This window comes from Amycolatopsis acidicola, from assembly GCF_007713735.2.
GTDB lineage: Bacteria > Actinomycetota > Actinomycetes > Mycobacteriales > Pseudonocardiaceae > Amycolatopsis_E > Amycolatopsis_E acidicola.
Genome location: NZ_VMNW02000021.1, coordinates 1 through 22,738 on the forward strand (window position 1 = coordinate 1; position 22,738 = coordinate 22,738).

Annotated in this window: 23 protein-coding genes; 11 read left to right on the forward strand and 12 right to left on the reverse strand. The window is 66.4% G+C overall.

Annotated elements, in window-relative coordinates; genetic code table 11:
- From FPZ12_RS16640 to FPZ12_RS16670, 7 genes are all read right to left on the reverse strand, one after another.
- A partial coding sequence (locus FPZ12_RS16640; RefSeq protein ID WP_150980356.1) for a hypothetical protein occupies nt 1-187 on the reverse strand: 187 nt, incomplete at its 3' end.
- 641 nt (nt 188-828) lie between these two features.
- On the reverse strand, nt 829-1,587 hold the full coding sequence (locus tag FPZ12_RS16645; protein ID WP_208025873.1) for a hypothetical protein: 759 nt from the start codon (nt 1,585-1,587) through the stop codon (nt 829-831).
- A gap of 41 nt (nt 1,588-1,628) precedes the next feature.
- Entirely contained in the window at nt 1,629-1,901 is a 273-nt protein-coding gene (locus tag FPZ12_RS16650) for a cytochrome C oxidase subunit IV family protein (protein ID WP_144762112.1), read from the reverse strand.
- A gap of 4 nt (nt 1,902-1,905) precedes the next feature.
- Nucleotides 1,906-2,547, reverse strand: coding sequence for a cytochrome c oxidase subunit 3 family protein (locus FPZ12_RS16655; protein ID WP_144762109.1), 642 nt, complete (start codon nt 2,545-2,547; stop codon nt 1,906-1,908).
- A 91-nt stretch (nt 2,548-2,638) separates the two neighbouring features.
- Nucleotides 2,639-3,685 carry an Rv3169 family protein gene (locus FPZ12_RS16660; RefSeq protein WP_144762106.1) on the reverse strand — a complete coding sequence of 349 codons (1,047 nt, stop codon included), beginning with the start codon at nt 3,683-3,685 and terminating at the stop codon, nt 2,639-2,641.
- A gap of 26 nt (nt 3,686-3,711) precedes the next feature.
- On the reverse strand, nt 3,712-5,574 hold the full coding sequence (locus tag FPZ12_RS16665; RefSeq protein ID WP_144762103.1) for an AMP-dependent synthetase/ligase: 1,863 nt from the start codon (nt 5,572-5,574) through the stop codon (nt 3,712-3,714).
- A 230-nt stretch (nt 5,575-5,804) separates the two neighbouring features.
- The gene (locus tag FPZ12_RS16670; protein WP_144762100.1) at nt 5,805-6,137 is read right to left on the reverse strand and encodes a hypothetical protein; all 333 of its coding nucleotides are present in this window, start codon (nt 6,135-6,137) and stop codon (nt 5,805-5,807) included.
- Nucleotides 6,138-6,387: 250 nt separating this feature from the next.
- On the opposite strand from FPZ12_RS16670, the gene FPZ12_RS16675 reads away from it, so the two are divergent.
- A complete protein-coding gene (locus FPZ12_RS16675) occupies nt 6,388-7,209 on the forward strand; it encodes a mycofactocin-coupled SDR family oxidoreductase (RefSeq protein WP_150980359.1) in 822 nt (273 codons plus the stop codon).
- Between the two features lie 71 nt (nt 7,210-7,280).
- On the opposite strand, the gene FPZ12_RS16680 is transcribed toward FPZ12_RS16675, so the two are convergent.
- From FPZ12_RS16680 to FPZ12_RS16695, 4 genes are read right to left on the reverse strand one after another with little or no spacing between them, the layout of a single operon-like run.
- Nucleotides 7,281-7,694: a hypothetical protein gene (locus tag FPZ12_RS16680; protein ID WP_144760397.1), complete on the reverse strand. Its 414-nt coding sequence runs from the start codon at nt 7,692-7,694 to the stop codon at nt 7,281-7,283.
- 32 nt (nt 7,695-7,726) lie between these two features.
- A complete protein-coding gene (locus tag FPZ12_RS16685) occupies nt 7,727-8,899 on the reverse strand; it encodes an NAD(P)/FAD-dependent oxidoreductase (protein WP_144760394.1) in 1,173 nt (390 codons plus the stop codon).
- 3 nt (nt 8,900-8,902) lie between these two features.
- On the reverse strand, nt 8,903-9,097 hold the full coding sequence (locus FPZ12_RS16690) for a ferredoxin (RefSeq protein WP_144760391.1): 195 nt from the start codon (nt 9,095-9,097) through the stop codon (nt 8,903-8,905).
- 36 nt (nt 9,098-9,133) lie between these two features.
- On the reverse strand, nt 9,134-10,387 hold the full coding sequence (locus FPZ12_RS16695; RefSeq protein WP_144760388.1) for a cytochrome P450: 1,254 nt from the start codon (nt 10,385-10,387) through the stop codon (nt 9,134-9,136).
- 603 nt (nt 10,388-10,990) lie between these two features.
- Here FPZ12_RS16695 and FPZ12_RS16700 point away from each other — a divergent pair.
- On the forward strand, nt 10,991-11,650 hold the full coding sequence (locus FPZ12_RS16700) for an RNA polymerase sigma factor (protein ID WP_144760385.1): 660 nt from the start codon (nt 10,991-10,993) through the stop codon (nt 11,648-11,650).
- A gap of 65 nt (nt 11,651-11,715) precedes the next feature.
- Nucleotides 11,716-12,399 (forward strand): TetR/AcrR family transcriptional regulator, encoded by a 684-nt coding sequence (locus FPZ12_RS16705; RefSeq protein WP_166462784.1) that lies wholly within the window; start codon nt 11,716-11,718, stop codon nt 12,397-12,399.
- Between the two features lie 39 nt (nt 12,400-12,438).
- Here the strand turns inward: FPZ12_RS16705 and FPZ12_RS16710 are convergent, their stop codons facing one another.
- The gene (locus FPZ12_RS16710; protein ID WP_144760378.1) at nt 12,439-14,001 is read right to left on the reverse strand and encodes an aldehyde dehydrogenase family protein; all 1,563 of its coding nucleotides are present in this window, start codon (nt 13,999-14,001) and stop codon (nt 12,439-12,441) included.
- 389 nt (nt 14,002-14,390) lie between these two features.
- On the opposite strand from FPZ12_RS16710, the gene FPZ12_RS16715 reads away from it, so the two are divergent.
- Genes FPZ12_RS16715 through FPZ12_RS16750 form a run of 8 tightly spaced genes read left to right on the forward strand, consistent with a single transcriptional unit; the run spans nt 14,391 to nt 22,584 of the window.
- Nucleotides 14,391-15,467 (forward strand): ABC transporter ATP-binding protein, encoded by a 1,077-nt coding sequence (locus FPZ12_RS16715; RefSeq protein ID WP_144760375.1) that lies wholly within the window; start codon nt 14,391-14,393, stop codon nt 15,465-15,467.
- Nucleotides 15,455-16,315 carry an MlaE family ABC transporter permease gene (locus tag FPZ12_RS16720; RefSeq protein ID WP_243769879.1) on the forward strand — a complete coding sequence of 287 codons (861 nt, stop codon included), beginning with the start codon at nt 15,455-15,457 and terminating at the stop codon, nt 16,313-16,315. The genes FPZ12_RS16715 and FPZ12_RS16720 overlap by 13 nt, the downstream gene beginning before the upstream one ends.
- A 13-nt stretch (nt 16,316-16,328) precedes the next feature.
- Nucleotides 16,329-17,183, forward strand: a complete 855-nt coding sequence (locus FPZ12_RS16725) for an MlaE family ABC transporter permease (protein ID WP_424923610.1) — start codon at nt 16,329-16,331, stop codon at nt 17,181-17,183.
- Between the two features lie 5 nt (nt 17,184-17,188).
- A complete protein-coding gene (locus tag FPZ12_RS16730) occupies nt 17,189-18,364 on the forward strand; it encodes an MCE family protein (protein WP_144760372.1) in 1,176 nt (391 codons plus the stop codon).
- Nucleotides 18,361-19,410: an MCE family protein gene (locus tag FPZ12_RS16735; protein ID WP_150980361.1), complete on the forward strand. Its 1,050-nt coding sequence runs from the start codon at nt 18,361-18,363 to the stop codon at nt 19,408-19,410. Before FPZ12_RS16730 ends, FPZ12_RS16735 begins: the two co-directional genes overlap by 4 nt.
- Nucleotides 19,407-20,420 carry an MCE family protein gene (locus tag FPZ12_RS16740; RefSeq protein ID WP_144754728.1) on the forward strand — a complete coding sequence of 338 codons (1,014 nt, stop codon included), beginning with the start codon at nt 19,407-19,409 and terminating at the stop codon, nt 20,418-20,420. The genes FPZ12_RS16735 and FPZ12_RS16740 overlap by 4 nt, the downstream gene beginning before the upstream one ends.
- On the forward strand, nt 20,417-21,679 hold the full coding sequence (locus FPZ12_RS16745) for an MCE family protein (RefSeq protein ID WP_166462785.1): 1,263 nt from the start codon (nt 20,417-20,419) through the stop codon (nt 21,677-21,679). Before FPZ12_RS16740 ends, FPZ12_RS16745 begins: the two co-directional genes overlap by 4 nt.
- Complete coding sequence (locus FPZ12_RS16750; protein WP_144754722.1) at nt 21,679-22,584, forward strand: MCE family protein; 906 nt, start codon at nt 21,679-21,681, stop codon at nt 22,582-22,584. The genes FPZ12_RS16745 and FPZ12_RS16750 overlap by 1 nt, the downstream gene beginning before the upstream one ends.
- Nucleotides 22,585-22,738 lie beyond the last annotated feature (154 nt).

The following is a 22,738-nucleotide window of genomic DNA, read 5'->3' on the forward strand; positions in this document are numbered from 1 at the left end:
GGCCGGGGCCGGGGCCGGGGCGGGGTTTTTCCCAGCGGTTGGTGATCGTGCCGCCGGGGGTGCCCCAGGCCAGGAAGAGATCCAGGCCGGCCAGGTCCGGCGTCCGAACCGGGGTCAGCGCACATTCGTCCACGAAGACCGACTTGCCGTGGGCGCGACCCGTCACGACGAGGTTGGGATGCAGCATCGTTGTTCTCGTTGTCCGGCGCTGGCGCGGAACAGGCCCAGTCAATGGCATCACCCGGCCCCGCGCGATCCCTCTGCACCACACAGATCCGGCGCCAGGCATGTGCCTGGGCACACCCGCTCGGCCTGGCGAGGTCACGAGCCTGACGGTCGATGTCGTCGGTGGCGGGCTGAGGGGCCCTTCCATCGCCGGGGTCTTCGCCGCCACCGGGGCGAGTGCCCACCTGACCGACCCGACGTGACCACGTTGCACGCCGCGCCCGGCCGGATCCGGGCGCAGCAGGGGAACCTCGGTCACAATCCCGAAGTGGCGGATGGGATCGCACTTCAGGGCGAACTCGCCGATGCGGCGCCCGGCGCCGTGCTGCCGACCAACACGCCGGCTCGCCGCGTCGCCGACGTTGTGCCTAGCGAGGCCACGGCCGACACGGACGTCGGAGGGATGATCGGCATTCTGGGACAGGCCGGGCACGTCCCCCGTCCACGTGCCGGGGACGTGCCCGGGTTCATCGGCGAACATCCGAGTCGACATGGTGGTCCCGGCGAGCGTGGACACGCCGCTCGATGTCAGGGGCGAACACCCGGCAAAGCTCGTTGTTGTGGATCAGCGAAGGCGCCCCGATAGTTACCAGGGCGCCTCCTTCAGGCCTGCCCGGCCACGGGCGAAAGACCGGCAGGACCGGTGCTCGCGACGCTGACGGGGGCCTGCGCGGACTCCAGGCGCTGCCCCTTCAAAGCACGCAGCAGCAGGAAAGCCTGTGCGGCGATCCACACGCCGAAAAGCGTGAGGGGGAACCAGAAAACGAAGAGACCGTCCCAGGCGAACGCGCCGGCACGGGGGATGAAGGAGATGGCTCCCGCCTCGAACATGATCGCGATCCACGCGGTGAGGTAGCCGAACCAGCGGGGGAAAGCGGAATGCCGGACGTTGCTCGTCTTGAAGCAGATCACGGCGACGGCCACCCACATGAAGACGTAGAACTGGTCGGTCGTGACCAGGGTGAGCATGCCGAGTTCGTGCATGAGCAACGTGATTTCGGGCGGACGCGTCGGCGTGAACGCGGCCACGCCCCAGAAGATCGTCGGGAGAACGAGGAAAAGTGACATCAGCGCGCCACCGACGAGCGTGAGGTTGGACCAGATGCGGCCTTTCTCCTCCCTGCGCATCTGTGTCGCGATGACCGTCGAGAGTGGCAGCATGAACGCGGAGACCCAGCCACAGATGGTGGCGCCGATCCGGATCTCCGTCGAGTGCGTCCGGTAGAAGTCGGCGACCGCCTGCGCGCCGAGGGACGGGCTCGGTGGCGGAATCATGTGGAACAGGAAGCCGAGTACCAGACCATAAGTGGCGGTCATGGCCAAGGCCCACCAGACGACGAAGGTTTGACTGCGCTCTGACAACTTTCCGATCCTTCCTGGCTGAACAAGAGCAGACGGGCGGTTCAGCGGCTTCCCAGCAGGAACATCGTGATCACCATGGCGCCGGCTCCGGCGCACCAGAGGTCGAAAACGAGTCGCAGCAGGAGCGGCGCGCGGTCGAGTTCCATGAACTCGCGCCCGACATAACGGACTTTCACGAAGGCGATGGCCAATGCGATGACGACGCCGGCGTCGGTGAGTGATCCGTGCCGGTGCGCCAGGACGAAGGAGAGGACCGTGGCCAGTACGAGGAGTGCCCACACCACGACGAGCCGGTCGCGCAGAAGCGAGATCATGGTTTCACGACGCCAAGTAGAAGAGAGGGAACAGGACGATCCACAGCAGATCCACCATGTGCCAGAACGTCGCGCCGATTTCGACGACGCGAAGGTCGTGCACGCCGCGGGTGTGCTTCCCGGCGAACGCGCGAAGCACGGTGAGCCCGCCAAGGCCGAGTACCACGTGTACGGCGTGGATCGCGGTGAAGATGAAGTAGTAGAGGAAAAACGTGTTCGTGGCGGGAGTGATCCCGGCCGCCAGCTTGGTTGCGTATTCCACCAGTTTGATGACCAGGAATCCGGCACCGCAGCCCATCGCGCCGGTGAACAGGCGGACAGCGGTCGTGCGTTCGGACCGGCGGTAGGCGCGGACTCCGAGCGCGACGCACAGCGAACTCGTCAGCAGGACAACGGTGTTCACCGTGCCCAGCGCGATGGAGAGTTCCGGGCGAGACTGGGCGAACAACGCGGGCTCTTGCATTCTGGCCCGGAGGAAAACGGCGAAGAAGACGGCGAACACACACATATCGCCGAAGATGAACAACCAGATCCCGGGCTCGCCGGGCACATGCCCGCGCAGCCAGCGCGAGGTCTGCTTGCCGTCGGCGGGATCGCCCGCTGAGGAGAGCCCAGCCGTGCCGGTGCGGTCGGTGCGGGCTGTCATGGGCGTATCGCGCCCATCGCGCGACCGGTTGTCGTCACTGACATGAACAGGGCTCCTCCCCCGCGAGCGGACTTCTGAGTGCTGTGCCGGATCAGACGATGTTCGCCGGTGCGACCTGGTACCGGTGGTGCACGCCCAGCGACGTCTCGATCACGCCGGTGCCTTCTTCGCCGTTGCAGCGGATCACCGAGATGTTGTCGTTCAGGCCCTCGACCTTGGCCACCTGCTCGGGGTCGGTCAGATCCCAGCGCTCCTGCCAGAACGAGTTGCCCTGGCGGCCCCGGCGCCTGCTCGGCTCGGTCACGTAACCGGCTCCGGAGAGGTACATCCGGAACTTCGGCTCGATCTCCAGGTCGTAGGTCCTGCCGTCGAAGTCGGTGACCCGCAGCGTTCCCTTGAGGAACTGCCGGCTGTCGTGGTCGAACTCGAGGTCGTGGTCGAACTCGACCAGCGGAGAGATGTCGCCGTTTTCGGAGAAGATCGCGCCGTCACGGACCTGCGGGACGCCGTCGCCGCGGTCCCGGATATGGATCACGAGTGAGTAGTCCTTGAAGTCCCCGGCCACCCAGGCGAGTACCCCGTGTGGGAGCACGCCCTCGCCCGCCGCGCGCAGGCCCCAGGTCCGGTCGCGGTGCGCGCCCACGCCATCCAGTTCGAACGTCTTGTCGTCAAGGGTCAAGGTGCCGTTGACCCTGCCTGGCTGGAACACGTAGATGTCGCTGTGGATCAGCCGGGCGTTCTTCCGTACCTCCGGCTGCCGGATCATGTAGGGCGCGCCGCGGGAGACGAACTCCAGGTCGTAGGAGATGCCGCTCTCGTTGGGGTCCGCACGCATCTTCCAGTGCTTCATAGGGGTGACGATCTCCATGTGCGACGGTCCGGCCCACAGGGGATACCGGCCTGCCGACAGATCGCGCGAGGCACGGAAAGACCACTGTTTCCCAGGCACCGTCGCGATCGCGTAGGCCTCCATCGCGTCGCTGTTGGGGTACATCGACATCCCGACGTCGATCGCGAACCGTTCCGGGTCGCTGATCGTGATGTAGGTGCGCTCGCCCCAGCTGCGCTCGTTCTGCGACACGTGGGCGATCGGCTCGATCGTCTGATGGCAGAAGAAATCGTCGTATTCGGTGATCATGTTTTTCCTTTCTCGCGGCCCGTGGCTCAGTGCACCGCGGCTTCGGTCCGGTCACCGGGCCGCGCCGGGTCGACCGCGTAACGTTCCTGCTCGTAGAGTTCGGCGATCTCGGCGGCGTACTTCGTATGGATCGGCTTGCGGCGGACCTTCATCGTCGGAGACAGCTCGTCGGAGCCCGGGCTCCACTCGACGGGCAGCAGGCGGAAGCGTTTGATCTGCTCGACGCGCGCGAGTTTGGAGTTGGCCGCGCGCACGGCGTCGGCGATGTGCCGGCGCACGTCGGGATGCTCGGCGAGCTGCGCCGTCGACAGCTCGCCGAATCCGTTGGCCTTCGCGTACTGCGCCAGAGCCTCGGGGTCGGGCACGATCAACGCGACGATGTAGGGCCGCCCGTCGCCGACCGCGACGACGGGACCGATCAGCGGACTGCTCTCCCGCAGCTTGGCCTCGATGTTCGCCGGCGACATGTTCTTCCCGGCGGCGTTGATGATCAGCTCTTTTTTGCGGTCGATGATGGAGAGGTATCCGTCGGCGTCCCAGGAACCGATGTCCCCGGTGTGCAGCCATCCCTCGGAGTCGATCGCGTCCGCCGTGAGTTCGGGCCGGTTCCGGTAGCCGCTCATGAGGTAAGCGCTGCGGACCAGAATCTCCCCGTCTTCGGCGAGTTCGATCTCGGAGCCGTCGACCGGCTTGCCCACGGTGCCCACCCGAAAGTCGTCCGGACGGCCGAAGGAGGCGAAGGCGCCGCATTCGGTGATGCCGTACGCCTCGATCAAGGGCAGCCCGAGCGCGAGGTAGAACGCGCCGAGTTCGGGGCTCACCGGCGCGGACCCGATGAGGGCGACTTCGATCCGGTCGAGCCCCAGGCCGGCGAGGATCGGCTTGCCCACCCTCGCTTGGAGGTCCTCGAGTTCCTGTGCCTGCCGCGGATCCAGGTCCCCGCCGCCCCGCCGCGCCTGTTCCAGCGCGGCGCCCAGGCTGATCATCCGCTGCAGGCTGGGCTCCGTCTCGGGCGTGGCCCTGGACAGGATCGCGGCCCGGAACTTCTCCCACAACCGGGGAGGGCTGAAGAAGTACCCGGGGTGCAGCTCCCGAAGCACCTCGGGGATCGCGCGGATGTCCGAGCAGCACGTGATGCTCATCCCGCCGACGAACGCCCGGTAGTGCGAGAGATGTCGCTCGGCGACATGGGCCATGGGGAGATAGGAGATCCCGGTGGCGCCGTCGACGATGCCGATCGCGGAGTTGAGCGCCTGCTGGTTGCCCAGCAGTGATCGGTGGCTGAGTTCGACGCCCTTGGGTTTTCCGGTGGTACCGGAGGTATAGACGAGAGTGGCGATCGTGTCCGGGGTGACGGATCGCCAGGCCGATTCGAAATCGAAGCCCGGGCTCGTCATCGCGGCGACGTCGGCCAGTGACAGCGCCGCCGTGCCGGCAGCCGGGTCGACCACGACAAGAGTGCTGATGCCGGCCCGCTGCCTCGCCTCGTCCACGTTCTCCAGGAACGTGGTTTCGGTGACGACGATCGACGCGGCCGAATCACGCAGGACGTACTCGATTTCTTCGACCGGCAGGGTGTTGTACACGGAGACGGTGGTGGCACCCAGGTGGAGGGCCGCGGTGTCGACAAGGTGGAACTCCGGCCGGCTCGTCAGCTGGATCGCCAGCGTGTCCCCGGCGCGCAGGCCGAGCGAGTGCAGCCCCTCTGCGATCGCCCGCACCCTCTCGTCATAGTCCGCCCAAGTCAGCTCGTCGTCGGTATCGTGGCGGCGCAGCGCGACGCGATCCGCCACTCGCCTGGCGGTTCGCTGGAACACCGAGCAAAGAGATCGTTCGCCGGCCAGGTCCCGCACCTGTGCCCGTGCCGGGTCCGCGGTTTCGTCGTTCATGAGAGCTCGTCCTCCTCGACGGCTACCGGCATCATCGAGAATCCCTGCATCGCGGGGAGAGTGCCTGATTATTGCGACTAAGCGTATCTTATATAAAGGGGCAGTCAACGGCTGTTTCGGTGAAACCGGCTTCCCGGGGAAAGGAAAAAGACGGCTACCGTCCCGTCACGATTTTCCGTCACGCTCGTTGACGGTCGTCTTCGTGTTCTTGTGCAAGGGAACCCGGAACATCAGAGCGCGAAGAGTTTGCGGATGGAGCGGGTGACGAGCATGCCGGCCGCCAGCCAGAACAATGCGGCCACGCCGTAGTTGGCCAGTGTGTCCACCTGGCTCGAATCGGTCGTGAACAATGTGCGGAAGCCCAGCGCGAGCGGACGGGCGCAGGAGCCGACGAATGCGGCGATGCTGTTGTCGGAATTCGCGCCGGTGACCGTGAGCAGTACGTAACATGCCAGCAGTGCGGCGAAAGTCAGCGTGGCCACCCGGGTGACGCGGACCATGACGCCCGCGAGTGTCTTCGCGGTTCTGTTGCGGCGCATCGCCTGCGCGGTTTCCTCGGGCATGCGAAGAGTCTCCTCAGTGCTGTCGGAAAGTTTGGGTTCATGGCGGTCCACATCGTACTGTCGAGAACTATCTCCGGTCTACGATCGTTCACCTTGCGGGCGGAGTTGCCGGTGCGGTCGTCACCACGATCGTGATTGATCGTTGCGATATCTCACCTCCACGAGGGCGGAAGAAATCTTGGCCGAATGCTAGCCTGCGCGAGAACGATCGTTCACAGCCTGCTGTGCATCCAGACGAAAGGTGACGGTAATGGGTTCCCTCGAAGGAAAAGTGGCGTTCGTGACCGGGGCGGGCCGCGGGCAGGGGCGCAGTCACGCGGTCGAACTCGCCAGGGCCGGTGCCGACGTCATCGCGATCGATCTCGGCGCGGACATCGACACCATTCCCTATCCGCTCGCGTCGAAGGACGATCTCGAAGAAACCGGCAGGCTCGTCCGTGAGCTCGGCCGCCGGGCGGTCGTCAAGCAGGCCGATGTCCGCGATCTCGCCGCCGTCCGCGATGCTGTCGGGGAAGGCCGCGACGAACTGGGTGGTCTCGACATCGTCGTCGCCAACGCCGGTGTCATCGGCAGCGGGAAAGTGGAGCAGTTCGACGAAGCGGTCTACCGCGACATCGTCGAGGTCAACATGTTCGGTGTCTGGCACACGATCGCCGCGTCCGCGCCCGCGATCATCGAAGGAGGCAAGGGAGGCTCGATAATCCTGACGAGCTCCACCCAGGGCCTCACGGGCCGCGGTGGCGACGGTTCGGCGGCGTCCTACGCCTACGCTTCCTCGAAGCACGCGGTCGTGGGCCTGATGCGCTCCGCCGCGCACGCCTACGCCAAGCACGGCATCCGGGTGAACACCGTCCATCCGACGGGTGTGGCCACGCCGATGGTCCTCAACGATTTCATGATGAAGTTCTTCCAGGAGAACCCTTCGGCGGCCGACATGGCGCAGAACCTGCTGCCGGTGCAGTTCGTCGAGGCCGGGGACATCAGCAAGGCGGTGGTCTGGCTGGCCGGAGACGAGGCGAAGTTCGTGACCGGGGTGACGCTTCCCGTCGACGCCGGCTTCGTCGTGCGGTGAAGTGTCGTGTGGCCGGTCCCCCGGGAACCGAAGTGTTCCCGGGGGACCGGCCATTCGTGCGGTTCCGGAGGTCACACGAGCGACTCGTGCCCGCTGCCGATCAGGTGCTCGCGGTAGTTTCCATACACCGGACCGAGAATCGGCAGCAACCCCATCAACTCGGTCATCGCGCCGGAGACCTTCAGCTTCCGCGTCGCCAGCGCGACCGGAGCCTTGAGCTTGCCCAGCCAGAACCTGTGCCCGTCGTCGGCACGCATCTGGATCCGTACCTTGAACTCGCGGCCGGCGGCGTCGTCCCCGGCGGAGAACACGGGCGGGTCCTGTGTGCAGTCCATACCGAAGATCGCGTCCGGCTCCGAGTAGAGCAGGCTGAACGACGTGCCCGCCGTGGCGAGCTTCGGGCCGAGTACCGGATGGACGGTCAGATTCTCGAGAAAAGGACCTTGGATGGCGTAGAGTTCCTCGCTCGAAGCGAAAAGCGGCATGGCGGTTCGTTCCTTTCTGGACAGTGCGGGGGTCACCGGCTGCCGGCGAACTGCCCGGCGAGCCGGCGCTGATAGCCGATGATCGTCTTGTTCCGGTTGAACACGATCGCCCCGACCAGCTGGTCGTCCCGGAACGCTTCGACAGTCAACGCGAGCTTGTCGTCGCTCTCCTCCACGACGTGGAACGACGTGGCCTGGGCGAGGAACCCGGCTGACTTGATCTTGACCGAATACTGGTCCGACCAGAACGTCGGGATGGTCGCCATCGGACGCGGTGCTCCGCCGGTCAGGATGTTCTCCACCGCGATCTCGGCCATGTCCCTGGCGATGGCCCAGTGCTCGATGGACACTACGGTGTCGAGCCAGGGGTGCGTCCAGGCCGCGACATCGCCTGCCGCGACGACGTTCTGCACACCGGCGACGCGACAGTATTCGTCGCAGCGCACGTTGCCACGCCACAGTTCGAGACCGGAATCCGCGAGCCACCCGGTATTGGGCTCCGACCCGATCGCGACGACGACGATGTCGGCCGGCAGCCGGGTACCGTCCGCCAGCAGCACCGTCTCCGCTCGTGCCGAGCCTTCGATGGCCGAGACGGTCACGCCGCACCTGATGTCCACGCCGTGCCGCCGGTGGATCCGCAGCGCGCGGTCGGCGGCATCCGGGCCGAGTACCGGCATCGGATGCGGCGCCACGTCCAGTACCGATACCGACCGGACGCCCCGCTGGGTCAGCGTGGCCGCGACCTCCATGCCGATGAACCCCGCGCCGAGGATGACGACCCGGCTGCCGGGGTTCACGCTCGCTCGCAGGGCGAGCGAATCGTCGAGGTCCCGGATGGTGAACACGCCGCTGCCGGGAACCTCGCCCGGCCACCTGCGCGCGCGCCTGCCGGTGGCGAGGACGAGCTTGTCATAGCTCAGGGAGCGGCCGTCCTCGACGGCGATGGTCTGCGCGCCGGTGTCGAGCGCCACGGCGGGGCTGCCCAGCTGCCAGTCCACGTCCGCCAGGTCCGCGCAGTCGTAGAAGTAACGGTCCGGATCGCCGGCCGCACCGAGCAGCTGTTTGGACAGGGGAGGGCGATCATAGGGTTTGTGGCGTTCCGCGCCGATGAGGACGAGTTCGCCGGTGAAGCCGAGCTTGCGTGCGGACTGAAGAGCCCGGTGGCCGGCGAGGCCCCCGCCGACGACGACGAGACGTTCCACCGTTCAGTCCCCGATCCTGAGCGCGCTCACCGGGCAGACGCGGACCGCCATTTCGACCGCGGGACGCTGGTCCTCGCCGGGATTTTCGTCGAGCACGACCGCCGTGTCGTCGTCATCGCCGATGTCGAACACCTCGGGTGCGGCCACCACGCAATCGCCGTGCGCGGCGCACAAACCCTTGTCGAGCACAACCTTCATCTTTGTTCCTCTCCGTGTCCCGGTGGTCGGGCGGGATCAGGCCGGGACGAGCTCGACCGGGAGTTCGTAGATGCCGCGCGTGAACGCGTCGCGGACGTATTTGACGTCGCCGGCGAGCCGGATCTCCTTGGTGCGCCTGAAGAGTTCTTCGTAGAGCAGCTTCATTTCGAGCCCGGCGACGTGCTTGCCGAGGCAGGTGTGCGGGCCACGGGCGAAGCTGAGGTGCATGTTCGGGCTGCGCGAGAGATCGAACTTTCGCGGGTCCGGGATACCGTCCGGATCGAAGTTGCCGGAGGCGAACAGCAAGCACACGAAGTCTCCTTCGCGGATGGTCTTGCCGTGCATTTCGACGTCCCGGGTGGCGCGGCGCACGAAATGCGAGAAGGGCACCGCGATGCGGACGATCTCGTCGATCGCGGTCGCGGGCAGGTCGTCCTTGCGGTCACGGGCCCACTGCATCTGATCCGGGTGCAGCAGCATCTGGTGCAGTCCGTGACTCAGCGCCGCCCGGGTCGTTTCGGCGGCCCCGCTGGCGAGCTGGGTGATGTTGCCCAGCAGCTCTTCCTGGTCCATTTCGCCCGCTGCCATGGCCTGGACCATCAACGAAACGACGTCGTCGCCGGGCTCGGCCAGCCTGCGTTCCGCGAGATCGTGGCTGTAGGCCCACAAACTCATGATCGCTTCCATCGCGGCATCGGTGGACGGGGTGATGCGCGGATCGACCGGAGCGGCGAACTTGTCGACCCAGCCGAAGACCGTCTCGCGGTCCTCCGCGGGCAACCCGAGGATGTCGCCCAAGGCCTCCATCGGCATCCGGTAACCGAGGTCGTCGACCGCGTTGAACACCCGCTTGTCGAGTGCCTTGTCGACGACGTCCTTCGCGTAGCCGGCGAATTTCTCGCGCAGCTTCCGCACCGAACCGGGGTTGAAGGTCTTCGAGACGACACCGCGATTCCGTTTGTGCGTGCCGCCGTCCATCGTGCTCCAGGCGGGCAGGCCGCCGGCGTGGGGGTCGATCGGGGTGACGCGCCAGATGTTCAGACCACCGCGGTCGGAGGCGAACAACCCTGGGTCGCGGTCGGCTTCCCAGAGATCGTGGTACCGGCTCAGGACCCAGCATTCGTCGATGTAGAACGGATCGTCGAAGCGCTGCAGATGGACCGGGTCATGTTTCCTCAGGTAGTCGAACTGGTCGAGTGGCAGGCCGAAGGTCTCCGGGTCCCCGTTCATGTAGGTGTCGGGGTCGAGCACCGAGATCTCTTGGTTCGGCGGTGTTACTTGCGTGGTCATCGGCATCCCCTGCGTCTTTCGGCCGGACGGCCTGGCGGGTCGGCACTTCCTGGTGCGCGCCGGGCGGGCACCTATCTGTGACAGTCAACGAACGCTCACGATGTTCGTGATGGCCGTCGATCCCGCTTTTCTGAGAGAGCAGGCCATCCTGGCTCCTGATGAGCCGACATCGCCGACCGACGAGCGTGAACGAGCGTTGACGACAGTGACCACTGACATTACACTACGGCGAGCGATCAGGGACGCCCCTGTCGTGGCGGTGCCCACTCGCCCGGGCGGCGGGCGGTGCGCCTCGCTTGTCAATGACGACTGCGAGCACCACCTGGAGTTGAAGACCTTGTCTCTACAGGTAGAGCCGGTTCCCCGGCCGAGTTCCCCGACCGCGCGCCCGGATCGGAAGAGAAGACCTCGTCCGCTCCCTCGGGATCCGATGGGTTTTTCCGGCTGACGCCGGAGTCCGGCGCCGCGGCCGCACGCGGATGGGCCGCAGGCGGTTCTTTCCTCCGTTTGTTTGTTCCCGGAATGCGGATCCGTGCTTCCGGCGAATCCTGTTTCCTTCATTCACTCGCGACCGGTGTCGCGCACTCCGAACGGTGAGCTGTGATGGCAATGCGCACTTCGTCGAACCCTGTGGTCACCCGCCGGCCCGGGAGGCCGGGCGCCGGCCCGGCCACGCCCGATTACCGTCTTACCGGCGCTTGGGCGCTCGTGGGCAAATGCCGGGATGGAGAACTCGAGGCGTTCGGCGAGATCTACTCCCGGTACCGGGACGACGTGATGCAGTACGCCTTGTCGATCGTGAAGAACAGGGCTGTGGCGGAGGATCTCGTCAGTGAGACCTTCGCCCGCGCGCTGGCGAGCATTCATCACGTCCGTTATCAGGGGGTCGACCTGCGGGCCTGGGTCATGACAATTGTGCGGAACATGGCGCGAGATCATCTCAAGTCGTCGTATGTGCGGCGGCGCAGCATGGTGGACGAGGTCCCGGAACAGTGGAGCGCGGAGGCGGACCCGGAGCGGATCGCGGTCTACCACTACCTGGCTGAGCTGATGTGGCAGGGTTTCGCCGAGCTCACCGGCCCTCAGCGGACCTGTCTGGAGCTGCGGTTCGGCCTCGAACTGAGCGTCCGTGAGACCGCGCACCGGATGCAGAAGACGGAGGCCACCGTCCGGCAGCTCCAGCACCGCGCCGTCCGGGCGCTTCGCGCGCGGATGATCGCGGAGTGGGGCGACGAGTTTCCTCATCGCGTCAGCGGGGTGTGATGAAGAGAGAGCCACCACGCCGCGGCATGGCCGGGCCGGAATGGGACAAAGGTTATGGTGGCACGGTGGTTGCACGAGAACCCGAGGAAAAGACGGCCGTGGCGCCGCTGAATTCCCGTACCGACGGCCGGAGCGCCGGTAAGCCCGCCACCAGAGCGCGGATCGTGGCCGCGGCGCGCGAATTGTTCTCCGAACGTGGGTACCGGGGCGCGACGACGCTGGACGTCGCGGCCAGCGCGAATGTGGCCGAACGGACCATCTTCCGGCATTTCCCGACCAAGGCGGCGTTGTTCCGGGAAGCCGCGATCGAGCCGGTCGAGCGCATCATCCAGGGGTTCATCGACGACTGGGGTGGCCGGCAGCACGGGGTGCTCGACCTGCGGACCGAGGTGCACCAGTTCTACGAGCGGATGTTCCAGTTCGGCGAGCAGGACCGCCGGCTGTTGATTTCGATGCTGGCGGCGCTTTTCTTCGAGGATCCGGAACGGGAGCTTTTCCCCGAACTCGCGCACACGCTGGGGCCCTTGCTCGACGCGCTGGAGAAGGTCTTCGAGGTGGAGGCACGTGACCGCGGGTTCACCCTCGATCCCGCGGTCGCGCCGCGGCTGATCGTGGGGATGGCCCTGGGGGTCACGGTGCACGGGGACTGGCTGTTCCCCGGCCGGGAGCCGCCGCCGGTCGACGTGATCATCACGCAGCTCACCGAACTGACCACGTCGGGACTCACCGGAGGGCGAAGGCCGTCCTGATCGTGGGGCGGCCTCCGCGCGGCCGCCCCACGACCGGACTCACCTGCCGAGGCGGCGTTTCCAGTCCTTCGCGCCGAGGAAGCGCGTGGCGCGGCTCATCAGCTTGCTGTTCTTCGCCGTGGTGGGATACCAGTACAGTTCCGACTTCAGGCGGAACCTTTCCTCGATCACAGGCTTCGGGTGGGTGTATTTGCGGATGCCCTCCGCGCCGCCGAGTCGCGGGCTGCCGAGACCGGAGCCGCGGCGCCCGCCCATCGGCACCGGGAGCTGGAAGACGTTGGTCATCGCGTTGTTGATGTTCACCGAGCCGGAGTCGATCAGCCGGGCGACGTGGCGGGCGCGCACCCGGTCGCCGCCGAAAACGCTGGCCGCGAGCCCGAAATCGGAGTCGTTCGCGAGGCGGACCGCCTCGTCGGCGTCGGCGACCTTCATGATCGGCAAGGTCGGGCCGAACGTTTCCGCGCGCATGCAGTCCATGGTGTGGTCGACATCGACGAGCACCGTCGGTTCGAAGAACTGCCCCGGCTCCTTCCGGCCGCCGCCGACGAGTACCTTCGCGCCTTTCGAAACCGCGTCCCGGACATGGCTTTCGATGATGTCGAGCTGATTCGCCGTGGCGATGGCGCCGATATCGGTGCCGTACTCATCCGGCGCGTCCATGCCGACCCGCAGGGACCGCACTTTTTCGGCGACCCGGGCGACGAACTCGTCGTACACCGGGGCTTCGACGTAGACGCGTTCGACCGAAACGCAGATCTGCCCGGCGTTGTACAGCCCGCCCCAGACAGCGGCAGAGACCGCCCTGTCCAGGTCCGCGTCGGCGAGCACCACCATGGGGTCCTTGCCGCCGAGTTCCAGGCTGTACGGGATGAGCCGTTCCGCGGCCCGGACACCGATGCGGCGCCCGGTTTCGACAGAGCCGGTGAACTGGATCATGTCCACGGCGTCGACGATGGCGGCCCCGGTCTCGCCCCGGCCGGTGACCACGTCCAGGACCGGCGGCGCGCCAAGGTCCTCACTCCAGCCGCGGACGGCTTCGTTCCAGGCCAGCGGAGTCTCCTCGGAAGCCTTGGTCAGTACGGCGCAGCCGGCCATCAGCGCCGCCGGGACGTCGAGCATCTGCATGGCCAGCTGCGCGTTCCACGGGGTGATCACGCCGACCAGCCGGTGCGGGTCGTAGGTGACGGTCAGCCGCTTGGTCAGCATCGCCGGGCTGTGGGGTCGCGGGTGCCAGGGAGCGAGGAACCGCTCGCCGTTCTTGAGGTAGTAGTTGAGCACGTCGACCGACGGCGTGACCTCGCCCATGGCGAGGTCACCCCAGGCCTTCCCCGTCTCGTCCCGCACCAGTTCGTGCAGGCGTTTTTCGTTGTCCAGCAGCCAGTCCCGGAACGCGGCCAGCCATCGGCGGCGTCCGGCGAAACCGAGGGCCTCCCATTCGGGCTGGGCGTCGCGCAGCCCGGCCGCGATAGCGCGCACCTGGCCCGCGGACATGTCCGGGACGGTGCCGACGATCCGGCCGTCGGCAGGACAACGGACCTCGATGGGCGCGCGGCCGGCGGAGGCCCCGCCGGCCGCTCCCGGACCACGCAACGCTGAAGACATCCCCGATCACTCCCGAATCTCGTTGGGCCGGCACCCGCCGCGCGCGTTAATTGCGGGACAGGTTATTTCATAAAATGGCCCGAGTGTCCCCAACGAGTTCCTCGCGGGCTTGTGACGGGGGAAGTCCGGAAAATGACCCATAAGGACAGAGTTGACGGGAGAGCCTGGTGGTGGACCGGGTGTTCCGATAGCTTCGCTCCGGTCGCGCGGATGGCCCGTTCTTTGACTCGGGTGACATGGGTGGCTAGTATTTGAGACTCCTCGGATCATTAATGGGACGGTCCGGAGTGGACCGTCGTGATGATGATGCGATCAGGAGATCTCGTTGCCGGGCAGGGTGACCCACTGAAGCGCCGGCCCGACGGACAGCCGATTCTAGGAGACTGAGCGTGGGTGTCGAAGTGGTCGTGGAGGGACTGACGAAGTCCTTCGGGCGGCAGAACATCTGGCGGGACGTCACGCTGACCCTCCCGCCCGGGGAAGTGAGCGTCCTGCTGGGACCGTCCGGCACCGGCAAGTCGGTGTTCCTGAAGTCGGTGATCGGGCTGCTGAGGCCCGAGCGTGGCCGGTGCCTCGTCGACGGAACCGACGTGGTCACCTGCGGCGAACACCAGCTGTACGAGACGCGGAAGCTGTTCGGCGTGCTGTTCCAGGACGGCGCGCTGTTCGGGTCCATGAACCTGTACGACAACGTCGCGTTCCCGCTCCGTGAGCACACGAAGAAGTCGGAGACCGAGATCCGGCGCATCGTGCTGGAGAAGCTGGAGATGACGGGTCTGGCCGGGGCGGAGAAGAAGCTTCCCGGCGAGATCTCCGGCGGTATGCGCAAGCGGGCGGGCCTTGCCCGCGCGCTCGTGCTCGATCCGCAGATCATCCTGTGCGATGAACCGGATTCCGGGCTCGATCCGGTCCGCACGGCGTATCTGTCGCAGCTGCTGATCGATCTGAACGCGCAGATCGACGCGACGATCCTCATCGTCACGCACAACATCAACGTGGCCCGTACCGTGCCGGACAACATCGGCATGCTGTTCCGCAAGGAACTGGTCATGTTCGGTCCGCGCGAGGTGCTGCTCAGCAGTGAGGAGCCCGTGGTCGAACAGTTCCTCAACGGGCGGCGGCTGGGTCCGATCGGGATGTCCGAGGAAAAGGACCAGGCGCAGATCGCCGAGGAACAGGCGCACGCCGATGCCGGCCATCACGACGGGTCCACTGAGGACGTTCGGGGAATCGTGCCGCAACTGCAGCCGACACCGGGCTTGCCGGAGCGGGCCGGCGTCCGGCGCCGGATGGACCGGGTGATGCGGATTCTGCACACGCTTCCCCAGACGGCGCAGCGAGGGATCATCGAGTCGATGTCGGAAGCGGACCGGGCTTTCTACGGCGTGGGCGCGCCGGCGGGCAGGCATGGCCGCGACGGCAACCGCGTCACGGGAACCCTGCCGCTTTCCGAATGGCGAGGCTGATCGCGATGGCGGCCAATGTGTCCGAAGTGGACCCGCGCACGCGCATCGAACTGGACGACCACCTGGCGAGCCGGCAGAAGAAGGGCTTGCTGCAGCGGCTCAGCGCCCCGCTGGGCGGGTTCTTCGCGATGGGGCTCGACACGTTACGCGTGATGTTCAAGCGGCCTTGGCAGTGGCGTGAGTTCATCCAGCAGTCCTGGTTCATCGCGCGGGTCTCGATCGGGCCTGCGATCTTCGTCGGTATCCCGCTGACCTGCCTGGTGACCTTCCAGTTCAACAACGTACTGCGCGAGGTCGGCGCGATCGACCTCAGCGGCTCGGGTTCGGCCTTCGCCACCGTGACCCAGATCGGACCGGTCGTCACCACCTTGATCGTCGCCGGAGCAGGCGGGACCGCGATCTGTGCCGATCTCGGGGCGCGGACGATCCGCGAGGAGATCGATGCGATGGAGGTGCTGGGGATCAACGCCCTGCACCGGCTCGTCGCCCCGCGGGTGCTCGCGTCGGTGTTCATGGCGTCACTGCTGAACGCTCTGATCATCCTGATCGGACTGAGCGGCGGGTTCCTGTTTTCCGTCTGCCTGCAGGGCGCCACGCCGGGGTTGTTCGTCTCGAATCTCAACCTCCTGGTGGGGATCCCCGAGCTCCTGCATAGCGAGTTCAAGGCGATCGTGTTCGGCATGCTTTCTGGCCTGGTCGCCTGCTACCGCGGGCTCCAGGTCAAGGGCGGGCCGAAAGCCGTGGGAAATGCCGTTAACGAAACGGTCGTCTACTCGTTCATGTTGTTGTTCTTCGCGAACCTGTTCCTCACCGCGTTGCCGTACAGCCTCGGCCTGGTCGGGAACTAGGGCGAAAGGGAAGATGATGGAGACCGAAAAGGATTCCGTGGCAGTGCGGATGAAGCACGCCGCGGGCGCGCCGATCCGGGTGCTGGACAGCCTCGGTGAGCAGGGCGCGTTCTACGTTCGTGCCGTCGCCTGGGTCTACCGGGCGTTGTTCCGCTACAAGAAGGAGCAGGTGCGGCTGCTCGCGGAAGTCGGCATGGGCAGTGGCGCGCTCGCGCTCATCGGTGGCTCGGTCGCCATCACCGGCTTCCTGACCTTCTTCACGGGAACCAACGCCGGGGTGCAGGCATACCAGGGCCTGCATCAGGTGGATCTCACCGCACTGTCCGGATTCGCGTCGGCCTATGTCAACACGCGACTCGCCGCGCCGATCATCGCGGGCGCCGGACTGGCGGCGACGGTCGGCACCGGCATCACGGCGCAGCTCGGCGCCATGCGGATCAACGAAGAGATCGACGCGCTGGAAGTGATGGGTGTGCCGTCGCTGCCGTACCTGGTGACGACGCGGCTGATCGCCGGGTTCATCGCGATCATCCCGCTGTACTCGCTGGCGATCATCCTCAGCTACCTCGGGTACAAGGCCGTGACAGTGCTCTTCTACGACGTTTCGACCGGAGCGTACGACCACTACTTCTACACGTTCTTGAAACCGGTCGACATCCTCTACTCGTTCATCCAGGCCCTGGCGATGGCGGTCGTCGTGATCCTGGTGCACACCTATCACGGATACCGGGCCTCCGGTGGCCCCGCGGGTGTCGGGGAGGCCGTCGGAAAGGCCGTGCGCACCTCTCTCATCGGAGTCACCACGGTCAACCTCGCCGTCGCGCTCGCGGTGTACGGCGGCCACGACACGCTGCGGATTTCGGGGTGACCGCGGTGAACGCGACAATGAAGACGAGGGTGTACGGCGTTGGGATGCTGGGTGTTTTCGCGCTCATCGCGGCTCTCGTCGTGGCCATGTTCAACCAGGCCTTCACGAGTACCGCGACGGTCACGCTGGTGGCGGACCGCGCCGGGCTCCTGATGTCGCCCAAGAACGACGTCAAGTTCCACGGAGTCGTGATCGGCGAGGTCTCGGACGTCCAGCTCGCCGGTGACACCGCACGGCTGACCCTGCACCTCGACCCCGGCCAGGTCGGCAGGCTCCCGGCGAACGCCACCGCGGAGATCAGCCCGGCGACCGCCTTCGGAAACAAGTACGTCAGCCTCGTGACACCTCCTTCAGGGGGCAAAGGTGTTTTGCGTCCCGGCGCCGTGTTGCGGGCTGACCACATCGGCACCGAGGTCAACACGGTCTTCAGCAATCTCATGGCGGTACTGAACACCGTGCATCCCAGCCAGGTGAACACAACTCTCAACGCGTTGGCGACGACGCTGCAGGGCCGGGGCGAGCAGCTCGGCGATTTCCTGGCCAATGTGGACTCGTACCTGCGAAAGCTGAACCCCGAGTTGCCTGCGGTGCAGGCGGACCTCGGCAAGACCGCACAGGTCACCAATCTCTACGCGGACGTCGCGCCGGATTTCTTCCACGTTCTCGACAACGCGACGAAGATCGGGGCCACGGTCGTCGACAAGCAGGGAGCGCTCGACGGGTTCCTGAAGGAGCTCAGCTCACTGGGCATCTCCGGAGACCAGCTGTTCACCGAAAACGGCGCGAATCTGGTGCAGACGCTCGACCTGCTCGAGCCGACGTCGAGCCTCCTGGCGAAGTACTCGCCCGAGCTCACGTGTTTCCTGCAAGGCGAGGACTACGCGCGCACACTGCTCGAGCCTTCGGTGGGCGGCGCGCGGCCGGGTGCCAGTACGGTCACGAACGTCCTGCCGGGCAAGGAGCCCTACCAGAACCCGGCCAACCTGCCGCAAGTGGCGGCGCATTCCGGCCCCGACTGCCATGGCCTTCCCTATCTCGACAACGCTCCGGCGCCGTTGATCAAGGTCCCTGGCGTCGGGATCGACAACCCCGGCAACGCTGACGACAACAAGCTGGCGGTCGGCCGTTCGCCGGTGCAGCTGCTGCTCGGCGGCGGCGGAACGGCGGGGGGTTCGCGATGATGGCACGCAAGTCGGCGATCAGCGTGCGCGGTGATCTGGTCAAGGTCGGAACCTTCACGCTGTTCTGTGCCGCGGTCATGGTGTTGCTCGCCGCTCAGCTCTCCGGTACCCGGTTCTCCTCGGAGAACACCTACCACGCGGCCTTCACCGACGTCAGCGAGTTGAAGTCCGGGGACGACGTCCAGATCGCCGGAGTCACCGTCGGCAGCGTCAAGGACATCTCGCTCGAGGACGGGAAACCGGTCGTGGAGTTCACCGCGGACCGGGACATCGCGCTCACCCAGGGCGTGCGGCTCGCGGTCCGGTACAAGAACCTGCTGGGGGACAGGTACCTGGAACTGTCCAGCGGCCCCGGCGCCGACACCCGCGTGGCTCCGGGCGCGACCATTCCCGCCAGCCAGACCTCGCCGGCACTCGACCTCGATTCGCTGCTGGGCGGGTTCGAGCCGCTTTTCCAAGGCCTGCAACCGGATCAGATCAACCAGCTCTCCGGCGAGCTGATCGGCGTCCTGCAGGGCGAGGGCGGCACGGTGCAGGATCTCCTGGCGCACGTGGGTTCGCTGACCAGCGCGCTGGCCGACCGTGACCAGGTGATCGGCGACGTCATCACGAACCTGAACACGGTGCTCACGACGGTGAACCAGCACGGAGACCAGTTCTCCACCACTCTGGTCACACTCCAGCAGCTGGTCAGCGGGCTCTCGGCGGACCGCGCGACGCTGGGCGCCGCTTTCGGCAAGATCGGTTCCCTGGCCGGATCCTTCGCCCAGCTGCTCGATCAGGCACGCCCCGACCTGCAGGGCACGGTCGACGAGTTCAACCGGACGCTGGGGGCCGTCGACAAGAACAAGGACGAGCTCGACCAGAACCTTCGCGCTCTTCCGGGGTTCTACCAGCGGGTCGCGCGGGACGGCTCCTATGGCAGCTTCTTCAACTTCTACATCTGCAGTATCCGTGTGAAGCTTTCCGGCCCCGACGGGAATCCGCTCTACACGCCCTGGATCGGCCCCAACAGTGCCACTCAACGCTGCGAGTTCCCGAAATGAAGAATTTCCGTGAGATGAACCAGGCCCGGATCGGGCTCGCCGGCGTCGCCGTGATCGTCGTGGGCCTGATCGTGCTGTTCAACCTGACCCAGTTCCCGTTCCTGACCGGTGCGACGACGTACCGTGCGGCATTCGCCGACGCGGCCGGTCTGCAGACCGGCGACAAGGTCCGGCTGGCCGGCGCCTCGGTCGGCAAGATCCGCGGCATCGACCTCGACGGGAATCAGGTCGTGGTTTCCTTCGATGTCACCGAAAGCGGTGTGCACCTCGGTTCCCAGACCTCCGCCGCGATCAAGACGGAAACGGTGCTGGGCCGCAAGTTCCTGCAAGTGACCTCCGCGGGAACAGGGGAGCTCGACTCGGACGGCGTGATCCCGCTGGCCCGGACCAGCACCCCGTACAACATCACCCACCAGCTGGGCCGGCTGACCAGCACCACCGGGCAGATCGACACCGCGCAGCTGGCGCGGTCGTTCGATGCGATCTCCGAGGCGTTCAAGGACGCGCCACCGCAGCTGCGAGCCGCCCTGGACGGCCTGACCAGGCTCTCGCAGACGATTTCGTCGCGCGACGGTTCGATCCAGAGTCTGCTGGGCAACGCCGAGGGCGTGACCGGGATCCTGGCCGATCGCAACCAGCAGCTCACCCGGCTGGTGGTGGACGGCAACGACCTGCTCGGGGAGCTGGCACAGCGCCGGACCGCGATCCAGCAGCTTCTCGTCAACGTGCAGTCGGTCGCGACCCAGCTGTCGGGGTTGGTGCACGACAACGAAGCTCAGCTGCAGCCGACCTTGCAGCGCCTCAACTCGGTGCTGGATGTGTTGCGCCGCAACGACGGCAATATCGCGGTCGCGCTGCAGCGCATCGGCCCGTTCGCGAGTTCGCTCGGCGAATCGGTGGCCAGCGGGCCGTTCTTCTCCGCGTACATCCAGAACCTGATCCCAGGCAACCTCATCCCGCTGCCGAACGTTCTCGGCGCGCGGAACCAGGCACCAGGAGGCTCCAAGTGACCGCGGCCGGTGTCGTGTCGAAACTGCGTTCCCTGCGGCTTTTCCGGCTGGGAGTGGCGCTGGTGGTCCTCACCTTGCTGGCAGCGGGCGGGATCGTCGTGCTCGGTGGCGTGCAGAACCATGTCGTCGCGTATTTCCCTGCCACCAAGAGCCTTTACACCGGAAGCGATGTCCGCATGCTCGGCGTGAAGATCGGGTCGATCGACGCGATCGAGCCGCAGGGCGACCGGGTGAAGGTGTCGTTCCACTACGACGCGTCCCGGCCCGTGCCGGCCGACGCCCATGCGGTGATCATCGCGCCCGCGCTCGTGACCTCGCGCTACATCCAGCTCGCGCCGGGATACAACGGCGGGCCGGAACTCGCTGATGGCGCGAGCATTCCCCTGAGCAGGACCGAGGTCCCGGTCGAGTTCGACGACATCAAGTCCGAGCTCGACAAGCTCACCACCGCGCTCGGGCCGGACGGGGCGAACCAGACCGGCGCGCTGGGCCGGTTGCTGGATACCGCCGCGTCCTACCAAGGACAGGGACAGTCCTTTCACGACACGATCGATCAGGTGAGCCGGGCGATCCAGACCTTGTCCGACGGCCGCACCGATCTGTTCGGCACCCTCCGCAACCTCGATGTCTTCGTGAGCGCGCTGTCGGCGAGTGACCAGCAGATCGTGCAGTTCACCGACCGGCTCGACACCGTGGCCGGCACCTTGGACGACAACCGCCGGCAGCTGGCGGATGCGTTGTCGAGCCTCGATGTCGCGGCCGGTGATGTCACCAAGTTCCTTCAGGACAACCGGGGTCAGCTCAAGGACGCCACGTCGACCCTCACCGATGTGGTGCGGAATCTGTCGCAGCAGCGGCCGGCATTGGAGGAGGCGTTGCACGTCGCGCCGACCGCGATCACGAACTTCTACAACGTCTACGACCCGCTCGGCGGTTCCTACACCGGAACCGCGGCGCTGACCAACCTCCAGAACCCGGCTCAGTTCGTTTGTTCGGGTATCGGAGCCGCGACGGCGACGACTCCCGCGGAGGCGGGCAAGTTGTGCTCCGACACGCTGGGGCCGCTGCTGAACCTGCTGCAGATGAACTATCCGCCTGTGTCGGTCGACGCCCTCACGAGGCAGGGAGCCCCGGTCGCGCCGCCGGTCGGTCAGCAGGAAGCGCACCAAGGCGATTTGAGTTCCGCGCACGAGCTGCTGGGAGATCAGCCGTTGTCGGAAACCCTGCGGCAGCTGCTGAATCCGGCGGGAGGCCACTGATGCGGCGGACCTTGCTGGCCACCGGCCTGGCCGCGGCCCTGGTGCTGCTCACCGGCTGTGACTACCAGGACGGCCTGAACTCGTTGCCGATGCCCGGGACACAGGGCAACGACGACGGCTCGTACTCGGTGCGGGCGGAGTTCACCACGATGAGCGGCATGGAGCCGAACACACAGGTGATGGTGGACAACGTCAACGTCGGTTCGGTGTCGAAGATCAGCCTCCAGAACTGGCATGCGATCGCGACGATCCGGCTCAACCACGACGTGGACCTCCCCGCCAACGCCACCGCGAAGGTCGCGCAGACGAGCCTGCTCGGTTCCAAGCACATCGAACTGGCGCCACCGGCGACCGAACAGCCTGCCGGAAAGCTGAAAGAGGGCTCGGTCATCGGGCTCGACCACACCAGCAGCTATCCGGACACCGAAGACGTGCTGGCCTCCGCGTCGTTGCTGTTGAACGGCGGCGGCCTGGAGAAGGTCCAGACGATCACCGGTGAGCTGAACAAGGCCCTCGGTGGCCGCGAGCAGCAGACCCGGGACACCCTTGATCAGCTCGACTCCTTCGCGGCGGGCCTTGACCGGCAGAAGGGCCAGATCACGGCCGCGCTGGACGGCCTGAACCGGCTCGGCAAACAAGCGGCCGACCAGAAACAGGTCATCGAAAAGACGTTGACCGACCTGGAACCGGCGCTCGACGCGCTCAACCAGGAACGAGGACCGCTCATCCAGGCGATGACCGATCTCAACGGCTTCTCCGACGCGGCCGGCCAGATCATCGACGAGACCCAGGGCGCGCTCGTGACGAACCTGCGCAACCTCGAGCCGGTGCTCAAGTCCCTGGCGGACTCGGGCGACGCCCTCGTCGGGTCGACCGGGATCCTGGCCACGGGCCGTTCCCGCTGAAGACCTACCGGAACCTCTTCCAAGGTGACTACACCAATCTGTTCGTCACCGTCGACCTGACCAACAGCGCGATCAACCGGTACTACCTGGAGCTGCTCAAGGGCACCCCGCTGGCCGGCGCGGTGTCCGGAGTGGAGGGTCTGCTCGGTCAGGT

What these genes read in the sequence shown, in the direction of transcription:
- FPZ12_RS16680 (WP_144760397.1), bottom strand. Translation starts at nt 7,694, where the DNA reads ATGCCGCTTTTCGCTTCGAGCGAGGAACTCTACGCCATCCAAGGTCCT.
- FPZ12_RS16735 (WP_150980361.1), top strand. Translation starts at nt 18,361, where the DNA reads ATGATGGCACGCAAGTCGGCGATCAGCGTGCGCGGTGATCTGGTCAAG.
- FPZ12_RS16695 (WP_144760388.1), bottom strand. Translation starts at nt 10,387, where the DNA reads ATGACCACGCAAGTAACACCGCCGAACCAAGAGATCTCGGTGCTCGAC.
- FPZ12_RS16665 (WP_144762103.1), bottom strand. Translation starts at nt 5,574, where the DNA reads ATGAACGACGAAACCGCGGACCCGGCACGGGCACAGGTGCGGGACCTG.
- FPZ12_RS16750 (WP_144754722.1), top strand. Translation starts at nt 21,679, where the DNA reads ATGCGGCGGACCTTGCTGGCCACCGGCCTGGCCGCGGCCCTGGTGCTG.
- FPZ12_RS16690 (WP_144760391.1), bottom strand. Translation starts at nt 9,097, where the DNA reads ATGAAGGTTGTGCTCGACAAGGGTTTGTGCGCCGCGCACGGCGATTGC.
- FPZ12_RS16660 (WP_144762106.1), bottom strand. Translation starts at nt 3,685, where the DNA reads ATGATCACCGAATACGACGATTTCTTCTGCCATCAGACGATCGAGCCG.
- FPZ12_RS16710 (WP_144760378.1), bottom strand. Translation starts at nt 14,001, where the DNA reads ATGTCTTCAGCGTTGCGTGGTCCGGGAGCGGCCGGCGGGGCCTCCGCC.
- FPZ12_RS16740 (WP_144754728.1), top strand. Translation starts at nt 19,407, where the DNA reads ATGAAGAATTTCCGTGAGATGAACCAGGCCCGGATCGGGCTCGCCGGC.
- FPZ12_RS16675 (WP_150980359.1), top strand. Translation starts at nt 6,388, where the DNA reads ATGGGTTCCCTCGAAGGAAAAGTGGCGTTCGTGACCGGGGCGGGCCGC.
- FPZ12_RS16650 (WP_144762112.1), bottom strand. Translation starts at nt 1,901, where the DNA reads ATGATCTCGCTTCTGCGCGACCGGCTCGTCGTGGTGTGGGCACTCCTC.
- FPZ12_RS16725 (WP_424923610.1), top strand. Translation starts at nt 16,329, where the DNA reads ATGATGGAGACCGAAAAGGATTCCGTGGCAGTGCGGATGAAGCACGCC.
- FPZ12_RS16670 (WP_144762100.1), bottom strand. Translation starts at nt 6,137, where the DNA reads ATGCCCGAGGAAACCGCGCAGGCGATGCGCCGCAACAGAACCGCGAAG.
- FPZ12_RS16655 (WP_144762109.1), bottom strand. Translation starts at nt 2,547, where the DNA reads ATGACAGCCCGCACCGACCGCACCGGCACGGCTGGGCTCTCCTCAGCG.
- FPZ12_RS16720 (WP_243769879.1), top strand. Translation starts at nt 15,455, where the DNA reads ATGGCGAGGCTGATCGCGATGGCGGCCAATGTGTCCGAAGTGGACCCG.
- FPZ12_RS16700 (WP_144760385.1), top strand. Translation starts at nt 10,991, where the DNA reads ATGGCAATGCGCACTTCGTCGAACCCTGTGGTCACCCGCCGGCCCGGG.